The 674-nt window shown below is 33.8% G+C and carries 1 protein-coding gene; it reads left to right on the top strand.

Annotated elements, in window-relative coordinates:
• Positions 1-56 precede the first annotated feature (56 nt).
• Positions 57-533, top strand: coding sequence for an NUDIX domain-containing protein (locus AC1TPB_RS24960; protein ID WP_482078954.1), 477 nt, complete (start codon positions 57-59; stop codon positions 531-533).
• Positions 534-674: the final 141 nt, after the last annotated feature.

The raw sequence follows: 674 nt of genomic DNA, 5'->3' as shown, positions 1-674 counted from the left end.
GTTATAGGAAAGAGCCGCGAAATCGTACCTAATTTAATTGAAAGTTGTGATAATAATTGAATGAAAAAATTGAACATAAATTATATACCATGGTAATGGTAAAGAAAGATGAAAAAGTCTTATTAATAAATCGACCGGATCATTTAGGATTTCCTGGATATATCGCACCAGGGGGGAAGGTCGATTTTCCTGAGAGTATAGTTGAAGGAGCAATTAGAGAAGTAAAGGAAGAAACGGGATTAGTTATAAAAAAGATAGAATATAAAGGGTTAGATGAGTTTTGTGAACCCAATTCCGGATTAAGATATATGGTATTTAATTATTTGGCAACAGAGTTTGAAGGTGATTTATTAGACCATCCACCTGAAGGACAATTGGAATGGATAAATATTGAAAATATTGATGGAATACCAGTGCAAGATTGGTTTAAAAGAAGATTTCCATTATTTTTTAGAAATGGAACGTTTGAATTAAGTTTTATATGGGATAGCGAGACAAAAGAAACAATTAAAGAAATCATCAAAGTATATTGAAAGGTAACTCAAAGAAGTCGGCTCCATCCTATAACAAAGTATTCAAGCAGCGGCTGCGCCTTGGTCACTTTGATGCTTTAGGCAGAAGTAGCAGATTCAGTGACAACTTGCTACGCAAGTTCGTGAATACAAGAACGTTAT

This window comes from Paenibacillus sp. Y951 (genome assembly GCF_056786395.1).
This window is presented reverse-complemented; position numbering and strand designations above follow the sequence as displayed.